This window comes from Microcoleus sp. LAD1_D3 (assembly GCF_036702135.1).
In the GTDB taxonomy this organism is placed as follows: Bacteria; Cyanobacteriota; Cyanobacteriia; order Cyanobacteriales; family Microcoleaceae; genus Microcoleus.
Genome location: NZ_JAUBSB010000107.1, coordinates 1 through 9077, shown reverse-complemented (window position 1 = coordinate 9077; position 9077 = coordinate 1). Strand labels below are relative to the sequence as shown.

Below are 9077 nucleotides of genomic sequence, written 5' to 3'. Positions count from 1 at the left end.
GGCATTTAATTCGACTTTTTCATGATCCTTAGCCTGTAAAGCTTGTAGTATCGTTCCAAAAACTGTCCGGAGTATTGAAATCTAAAATCTAAAATCTAAAATCGATTGACTTGTTCAAGTCCTGCTGGAGGCGGAAGCTTGGCGCTACAACGATAGGACTAGGTTGATGCGGGTTCCACTGGCGATCGCTCCTCAAAAACAGCACGGCCAGTAGGTCTTTAAGGCTATGCCTTCGGGTAGGATTAATAGGACGAGAGGAAGTGGATAAAATGAGCGCTAGCAGCAATTCAACAGAAATCAAGTTCGGAACCGATGGGTGGCGGGGACTGATTGCCCATGACTTTACTTTTGCCAACGTGCGAAAAGTCACCCGGGCGATCGCCAGTTACCTAGAAACCGCTTACACAAAAGACCGACCCGTTCTAGTCTCCTACGATACTCGCTTTTTGGCAGACGAGTTCGCCCGCACGGCGGCTGAAGTATTGGCAGATTTGGGATGGACTGTGAAAGTGGTTGATCGAGATTGCCCCACACCAGTCATCGCCTACAGCGCCAAGCATCTCAACTCTGCAGGAGCCCTGATGTTCACTGCTTCCCACAATCCCGCACCTTACTGTGGCATCAAATACATCCCCGACTACGCGGGGCCGGCCACCCCGGAAATTACTGATACAATTGTGGCAAATATTGCTGGTGCTTCTGATGCCCCAGCCAAAGGCAGCCACAACGATAAAATCTCCAGTTTTGACCCGAAACCCGAATATCTGAAGTTTCTCTATACTTTGATCGATGTAGAGCGGATTCGCTCTGCTAAGTTGAAGGTGAAATACGACGCCCTTTATTCGACTTCTCGCGGCTATCTCGACGGCGTTTTGGAACACTGCGGCTGCGATGTCGAAAGTTTTCACACCTACCGCGATGTGCTGTTTGGTGGTGGAATGCCGGAACCCAAGGGCGAACAGTTAGTTGAGTTGGTGGAAGCTGTTAAGAAGGATTCAGCGGATTTGGGTTTGGCTACGGATGGCGACAGCGATCGCTTTGGTATTGTTGACGAGTTGGGAAATGTCTTGACTCCAAACACTGTCCTGTTACTGCTGGCGCGTCACTTGGTTAAGAATAAAGGATTGACTGGGGCGATCGTCCGTACAGTCGCAACTACCCACTTGCTGGACAATTTGGCCGCCAAGTACGGTTTAACAATTTACGAAACCGCAGTCGGTTTTAAATATATCGGCGAAAAAATGCGGGAAACTGCGGTACTTATCGGTGGCGAAGAATCTGGCGGTTTGAGCGTTTTGGGTCACATTCCCGAAAAAGACGGTATTTTGGCTGATATGCTAGTTGCTGAGGCGATCGCCTATGAAGGCAAACCGCTTTCTCAGCTAGTCGAAGAAGCCATTAAAGAAGCCGACGGTCCCCTATACAACAAACGCTTGGACTTGCACCTAGAAGAAGCCCACAAAGCAGCAGTTTTGGAATCTTTTACCAAGAATCCCCCCACAGAAGTAGCAGGTATCGGCGTTAAGGAAATCGGCCGCAAAGACGGGATTAAACTTTATTTAGAAGACGGTGGCTGGGTACTGCTGCGGCCTTCGGGAACCGAACCTTTGATGCGCGTTTACATGGAAACCAATTCTGTGGAAAAAGAAACCAAAGTTGCCGAACACATGGAAAAGGTAATTTCTCAGTTAGAACCTGTTTAAATTTCCACCTATTCCAACGCGGGGTTTTTCTCTACCGCTTGAGATTGTGAGGTGCCCGCGGAGCACCTCACATCTTTTTGATAACTCTTGCAGATTATCTGAACATTAATCATCGATAATGGTCAGGTAGTTATATATTTGCAATACACGTGGATTTGTTAAAGTTTGGGATTGGTAAATTTATTTATTTTTAATTTTTTAATCAATTAAAAAATTAAAAATATTTTTTCCGCATCTACTTGACTTTTTTCCTAATCTTATTGTATATTATTAAATAATGGGATGTTTGAAAAAATAAAAATTTTACACACATGTAGATTGTCATACAAGTATAAGCTAATCCGCCTTTAAATTGCATGGTCAAATAAATTTTCACTCTTGTGGGGTGGGCATCCTGCCACCCCTCAAAATACAATTTAAATGCACAACAGCTTATAGGTTAAATTATTAGCATGTCAACCATTTTATGAAAACACTTCCTCTGGTCGCCATTAGTTTTTTAGTAGCAATTTTAGCAAGCGCTATCGCCATTCTGTCAGTGCAGAACGCCGCCCCAGTATCCTTAAACTTTATTTTTTTTAAATCGATACAAATGCCCGTAGGAGTAGTATTGGCAATGAGCATTAGTGCAGGACTGATCGGAGGTGCGCTACTGCAACCGCTGTGGAACCTTTCAGATTCCCAAAACTCTCGTCGTAAATTTCAGGCAAATCCAGAAGAATCCGACACCGTACAATATTAAATAGATTTAATCCCTTAGACGGAATATACCTGACCGTCAATCAGCAGCCGAGTAATTCCCTTAGCTCGCAAATAAGGCGCTGCTTTTTGCAGCATACTGCTGTCAGGAATCTTAAAAACTCTTTGATTGCGAGTAGCAAATCGGCGGGCCACTCGGTGATTGTCAAACACTGCTAGGGTTTTCTCGCGAATTTCTGCTGCCGGAATTTGACCGAGTTCACCAAAAGCTTTTAGAGGTCTAGTGATTAACTCCGCTGCCCGATCAACCACTAAATAGCAGATTTTGGGCAGAGATGCTTCGCTTAAAGGCAAAACTTGAATCAGTCCTGTACCCCGAAGCTCGATCAACTCGCCCGACGATAGTGAACCCAGGAGACTGCCTTCAGACAGAGAGTCTTCCTCCTCTATATCTTCGTCGAAGTCGTCATCTAAATCGTCTTCATCATCCTCCTCATCCTCATCGTCGTCCTCGAAATCGCTAAAATCTTCATCGGCCAGTAGCCCTTCTGCAGGCAGCACAGCCTTTAGTTCACCAGTCACAACAGCGCGGTGGCTGGGATCGGCAAGATTGGCTGCTTGGGCATCTGGCAAATCAGAAACATCCAAATCCGACTCTATATTCTCTCGAATTTCGAGTTCTGCAACTGGTTCAGGGACTGATCCAGAACGCTTTCGGATCGTCGGTCTCGAATTTGAGGCTGACTGCAGGACAGGGGCTGACTCCGACAGAGGGACAGCTACAGGATCGATTTCGCCATCTGCCGACGACTCAGTAGTCGCCTCTGTCGGTTCAGAAACACTGCTGCGATCGGACAAACGCTTTTGTTTTTGCTGGACTAGAAATTCGTATTCCGGCTCCGACAAAGCCCCCTGAAGGATGCGCCTCACAGTGGAACTGCTCACTCCGTAGCGCTTTGCCAGAGTGATAGTATTCTCGTTTGACTGTCGGTACAGCCTGATGAGTTCGCGTTTGTCTGAATCAGAGAGTTTTGTAGGCGTCATGCCAAGTTTTCCAGCAAAAAGACGTGAAAAGACGCAGGCTAGCAGTCAGCGAACTGTGATTTTTCATCTTCGATTTCAAGCTCAGAGATGCCGACAAGGGCAAAGAAGCTTTCGCGTCCCCATCGCTTGCCAAAGCAACCCCAATCTCCAATCGCTACGCTGCGCGACGACTGCGCCTGCTCTGACGAGAGCGGGTTGAGATGTCATGTTCCAAGATAGCTCCAATCCCAAACAGGATGGCGCTGAAAACAAAAAATACTTCCAGCAAACCGCCGCTTTGATAACTACCCTCAGCCTGAGTATCGCGCCATTTAAAGTACATATCTGCGATGTAAAGCGAAAAAGTTGCAGCCGCAATCATTCTCCAAGATTGGGAAAAACGTCCTCCCCAAAACGCCAGCAGCAGTGCAGTAGCAATAATCAGCAGAAAAACGTCCCCGACGATGTAAAACAAATTTATTGCGTTTTTGTGAGGCGCAAGTTGCTTGTCAAGTGCCATCACCCATGCCGGAGCTTTGATTTCTGCAGCTTCTGCTTCTGCTTCTGCTTCGGGTGCGGATGCAGCATCAGTCGCTGCTGCTTTTGGCTGTATCTTGGACGAATTGTCCAAAGCAGGCGCTCTTCCTGTGGCAGCGGTTGGTGGTGCAGATTCTGTCACTACTTCTTGAGTGGCTGCCCGAGGCATTCCTAGCTGGGCCCTCCAAGAGTCAGGTGCAGCAACCCAGATAGCTACAGCAATCCCGAAGGCTGCAATTCCCGCTAACAAACCCCACTGCCAAATTTCTAGATTAAGCCGCTTGGCAGTCACGGCTAGAACCATGCCCCCGATCAATGCCACATAACTGACCAGATAAAACGCATCTGCCGGGGACACGTCCGGGTCTAACTCGAAATAGAGTTCCCAAATCCCGAACAGCACGCCGGCTATGAAATAGAACAGCATCCCCAGACCTATGCCCAGCCAGACGTTGCGCCCGCTGACCATGTGGGGGCTTTGCCAGTTTCTAAAACAGACTAAAGCCGCTCCCAAGTATGCTCCGCATTCAAAAATAAGAGTGCCGATCGAGTACCAAAGAGGTAAACCCTTTTCTTCTGAGAGGGGGACGCTGAACAGCAAAAAGAACAGCAGCGCCATTACAGCCCAGACAATGCCCGCAATCACTAGGGTCTGAGCTGACAGTAAAGATGAAGATGTAGATGACTTTTCTGAAGTGCTACTCATAGGGATTCCACGAGACCTAACTAGCGGTTGAACGCACCCCATCTCAATCTTTGATTGTAGATGAGGATTCTTTCGCCAAAAAACATTAAAAAACATTGCTCTGACGCTTCCGGAATAACTGGCGTCCTCAGTGTGTCGTCGGGATTTGCGCCCTCGTACACTCTAGAAAGACTAACCAAGAATAATATCTATTTACTAATTCAATAAATTAGTCGTTAGTCGATCTTGTACCCGGAAATATAATGATAGAAATACGGTATATGTCTCCACCCTTAAGGTTTTTACAGTACCCAATCTATCTCTGAAATTCTACCATCAAAGGTTGAGGTATCTGTTTTTTTGCTTTCACACTCCCCCACTCATCTCAATAATTATGGGTGGGGACTGCGAGCGAAACTTAGTTAAATTGCCAGACCATAGGTGGCATCCAAACCGAATCAACAATTTGGTTGGTCAATACAAGTTGGCAATCCAACCTGTATATCGCGTAGCCCCTACAGTGCAATTATCTAAGCTCCATTATCTCGACCCAATTGTCTGAGCAATTGTCACAGATTTACTATCCTGCGATCCACAACTTGTTGAGGGCTGATTGTTTCAGCCAGTCTAGAAACTGAGTCCGATCCGGTGCTGGCATATCTTGCAGCACATCGCTCACTCCCTCCGCGAAGTCCGTATTGCCAAAATATGATTTGCCCAAGCGGTGGAGTTCTTGCAATAAGGTCTTGAGATGCTGCTCTTGCCAAGGAGGCACCTTGTGATTTTGCAAAGGACTAACGGTTAGCCAGTTTTTTATCGTATCAGGGGAGTCTGCCTGGGGGAAGTTTCCCTGCTGAAATACCTTGGCGATATCTTTCTGAAACGATGTGGCTTGCCTGGCGCCTAAAAGGTCTTCTACATCGAAGTAAACAGCTTGGAGTAGCAGCAGACAAGCCTGCGCGAACAGCGGTGCTTTGGCTGCTTCATTCCCTGCCGGTTCTTCACCGGCAAGCTGATCTAAACGGACTTTTCCCCAGACGCTATATCTATCCGGCTCTTCTAGCAGAACACAGGCTTTGCCTCGGTTGTCGGTTAAGTCCCGCCACAAGGCTCTGGCATCTTCTGCTTGCTTGCCGTTGAAGGCGCTGATTAGGCGAAAAGTCTGCCCCTGATAATTGAGAATGGGAATTTGTTGATCCCGTTTTGGGTGTTGATAATTGGTTATTTCAACATCCTGCCGTTTCAGAATAAACATGACACTGCGATTTGACTCCTGTCATGGCCGAGGTGCTGTGCTTTTGACACTCTCCAAGCCTAAAGGCGAGGGGATTCTTGATTCAACGAGTCCACTTAAATGAGCAGGATTGCCATCCTCAAGCGTTCCGATACTTTTTTGCTAACACATGCTAACAAATATCTAAGCTGAGATTGTTTCTCAACCTTGGCATATAAACTAATGCACGAAGGAAAATCTCCCGCGCACAACTTACGACTGCTGTACTGGCAACGCTTGATTTTCGCGATCGTGCCGATCGAGCGATTGACTATTTTGCTTTGATGCCATAGAGGAAGCTTATATATAGAGGCTCCGTACCATCAGGGATTTGCACCTGAGTCTTTCACTCCTAGTTCTACCACATTTTTCTCAAATATCAACTCGATCAGAAGGTTCGCATACATAGCTAAAGATCGGCACATTAGTCACTGTGGCTCAACAGCTATACAAAAATTGGCTAAATTTATCAAAAAATTGGGTTTAACACCCCGTCCTAAAAAGACGGCTTTGTGTTACAGTGGCGCCAAGTCGGGATAGGGAACTGCCACGACTCTAACCAGGTGGAAAACGTAAGACTATTTCGGTAGCGGATTTCGCTCTTAGTGTCAAGAATCACCGCACCTGATAGTCGGCTGCGATTCGTTCTCTTGAAAGGGTAGCAATGCCCAAAGATAGGAGGCAAGGAACATAGAAAGGAGTAATACCAATTTTACATGAAGTTGCATAGAATAAAGATACTGTTTAGAGGTGATGAGTTATGGCACGTCAACTGATTGTGGCGATCGCAGAAAGTGCAGAGAGTTTGGAGCAACAACTAAAAAACAGTCGTACCTAAGCGTCAGAAAGAACGGTTGCAAATGTTGTGGTGGCTAAAAACTGGACAAATCACTCAGCATCAAATCCTGGCCAAACGTCTGGGACGTGATGGTTCAACGGTAACGGGCGTGGTTGCAAAAGTATCGTCAGGGAGGATTGTCCGAATTGTTGGCACTCAAGAGTGCACCCGGAAAATTGCCCCACTTGAGTCCAGAGGCTCTTGCCGGATTACAAAAAAGACTGGAACAGCCACCAGGCTTCAAAAGTTACGGAGAAATCGTGGAGTGGGTCAATGAGACTTATCAACTGAACCTGACATACCCCACAGTCTATCATTGGGTACACTATCGACTTAAAGCTAAATTAAAAGTGCCACGCCCCAAAAGCGCGAAGCAAGAACCCAATGCCGATCAGCGTTTTAAAAAAACATCGCCCCAGCCCTGTTGACCTATCAACGCTTGTTTGGAAAGGGACAACGGCTGCGTTACTTGTGTCAAGACGAGACCCGCTTGGGACTTAAAACAGAAACAGGGAAAGTGATTATGGCGTTTGGAGTGAAACCGATCGCACCGGTACTCTGGAAACGTGACAATTTTTGGCTCTACGGGGTGGTTGAACCTTTGAGCGGCTGGCATTTTTGTTAAGAATACGATCGCCTCAATACTCAAAGATTTCAGGAGTTTATTGATGCCCTCTCACATCAACTGGGAGATGACATCGCACTTATTCAACTTGACCAGGCGGGGGCTCATGTGACCAGTGCTCTGCACTGGCCTGATAACTTGATTCCCGTTTGTCAACCAGCCCATAGCCCTGAACTCAATCCCATTGAACGAGTGTGGCAATTTATCAAACAACAATTCAAGGGAGAAGTGTTTCTGACTCTTAAGGAATTGCGCGAACGACTGGATCAGGTTCTGCAACAAATCACACTTGAAGAAATGAGTTCACTATCTTGTTACACTTTCATTCTGGAAGCTTTATTCTATGCAGCTTCATATTAAATTGGTATAAGCTGTTACGCATTTAAACCACTAACGAGGCTTGTAGGGCGCGTCAGGCGCGAACACTTACGCTTACAGGGGAAACACTTCTATACTGGCGCACCATACTATCGTCTTTTAAATGCCGAACAGCTTAATCCTAACTGAACCTTGACAACTTGATAGCCATGAGGGTGAGACTCCTGCCTAATAACAGAAAGACAAATCCCTCCCCACAGGTGCAGTGGTGAAAGCACTACCCCTACCCAGGAGACTAGCCATCAAACTGGTAAAGCAGGGCGAAAGAAGGTAACTGACAGCCTAAGTCGGCAATCCCTTTAGCAAGAATCCATGAGTAGCGAAAGCGAAGATGCGCTTGAACCATCGTGAAAGGTAGCCAGCGAAATAAGGCTTTATGCGCTGGAGCCAAAAGGCAACGGGTTAGGGACTGATAAGTCCGACTTTATCAGTAGCACTCCCAACAACCCCGGTGGAAAGCATTAACTCTAAAGATTCAATTAATGGCTATCAGGAACGAAGTAATCTTTCGTATGCTCTCTTGGAGGTCGAAAACCAAGAGTAGGTGCTAACCGGATGCTGCGAACAGGTGGGATAGAGTCAGAAGCCAATGCCCTGTTCTAATGACAGGGATATGCAGACAGACTCACTGTGGTTTGGAAGATAAAGTTGCAAGTCAGAGTATATATGTCTAAAACACGGTCACAACCGATGGTGGAATGGAGACAGATTAACTGGCGAAAGCTGGAACGGTCGGTCTATGAGCTCCAAAAGCGAATTTATCGAGCCTCTCAACGTGGCGATGTTAAAGCAGTACGCAGACTCCAAAAGACTTTGATGAAGTCCTGGTCAGCAAGGTGCTTAGCGGTCAGGCGGGTAACACAAGACAACAGCGGCAAGAAGACGGCTGGTGTGGATGGGCTTAAAAGCCTGACCCCAAAACAACGTCTCGCCCTTGTTGCCAAACTCAAATTAAGCCCAAAAGTCGCTCCAACTAGGCGAGTATGGATTCCCAAGCCTGGGACGAAGGAGAAGCGACCATTAGGCATCCCGACAATAAATGACCGAGCCCTGCAAGCACTTGTCAAGCTGGTACTAGAGCCAGAATGGGAAGCGCGATTTGAACCTAATACCATTTTTTTAAAGATATGATAGACTTGTGTAAAAAGTAAAGGAGAGAATTACAATGTCTGGTCGTCCTCATATAAAGATTACCGAATCTGTAGAAAACTTACGAGAAATCCTCAAACAACAAAAAAGAATCCTAGCTTATAACAAAGTTCAAATGCTTTATTTATTTCAGTCAAAACAAGTAGAAACTGTGCGGGAAGTATCCA

7 protein-coding genes and 2 pseudogenes are annotated in these 9077 nt (G+C 46.5%); 6 read left to right on the top strand and 3 right to left on the bottom strand.

The features are described from left to right. The first annotated feature begins 269 nt into the window (after positions 1–269). Positions 270–1703 carry a phosphoglucomutase/phosphomannomutase family protein gene (locus QUA74_RS28700; RefSeq protein WP_333335966.1) on the top strand — a complete coding sequence of 478 codons (1434 nt, stop codon included), beginning with the start codon at positions 270–272 and terminating at the stop codon, positions 1701–1703. A 466-nt stretch (positions 1704–2169) separates the two neighbouring features. After that, on the top strand, positions 2170–2445 hold the full coding sequence (locus QUA74_RS28695; RefSeq protein ID WP_333335963.1) for a LapA family protein: 276 nt from the start codon (positions 2170–2172) through the stop codon (positions 2443–2445). Positions 2446–2459: 14 nt separating this feature from the next. Here the strand turns inward: QUA74_RS28695 and QUA74_RS28690 are convergent, their stop codons facing one another. From QUA74_RS28690 to QUA74_RS28680, 3 genes are all read right to left on the bottom strand, one after another. Continuing rightward, positions 2460–3446, bottom strand: a complete 987-nt coding sequence (locus tag QUA74_RS28690; RefSeq protein ID WP_333335961.1) for a hypothetical protein — start codon at positions 3444–3446, stop codon at positions 2460–2462. 154 nt (positions 3447–3600) lie between these two features. Beyond that, a complete protein-coding gene (locus QUA74_RS28685) occupies positions 3601–4668 on the bottom strand; it encodes a hypothetical protein (protein WP_333335958.1) in 1068 nt (355 codons plus the stop codon). Between the two features lie 559 nt (positions 4669–5227). Next, entirely contained in the window at positions 5228–5902 is a 675-nt protein-coding gene (locus tag QUA74_RS28680) for an Npun_F0813 family protein (protein ID WP_333335957.1), read from the bottom strand. Positions 5903–7018: 1116 nt separating this feature from the next. Between QUA74_RS28680 and QUA74_RS29985 the strand changes: the two genes are divergently transcribed. The 4 genes and pseudogenes from QUA74_RS29985 to QUA74_RS28665 form a co-directional block, all read left to right on the top strand. Beyond that, positions 7019–7186, top strand: coding sequence for a winged helix-turn-helix domain-containing protein (locus QUA74_RS29985; RefSeq protein WP_445251690.1), 168 nt, complete (start codon positions 7019–7021; stop codon positions 7184–7186). Then, a complete protein-coding gene (locus tag QUA74_RS28675; protein WP_333335953.1) occupies positions 7183–7383 on the top strand; it encodes a hypothetical protein in 201 nt (66 codons plus the stop codon). Before QUA74_RS29985 ends, QUA74_RS28675 begins: the two co-directional genes overlap by 4 nt. 15 nt (positions 7384–7398) lie before the next feature. Then, positions 7399–7743 (top strand): annotated as a pseudogene (locus tag QUA74_RS28670) (transposase); the annotation flags it as partial. A gap of 684 nt (positions 7744–8427) precedes the next feature. Beyond that, a pseudogene (locus QUA74_RS28665) lies at positions 8428–8874 on the top strand (reverse transcriptase N-terminal domain-containing protein); the annotation flags it as partial. Positions 8875–9077: the final 203 nt, after the last annotated feature.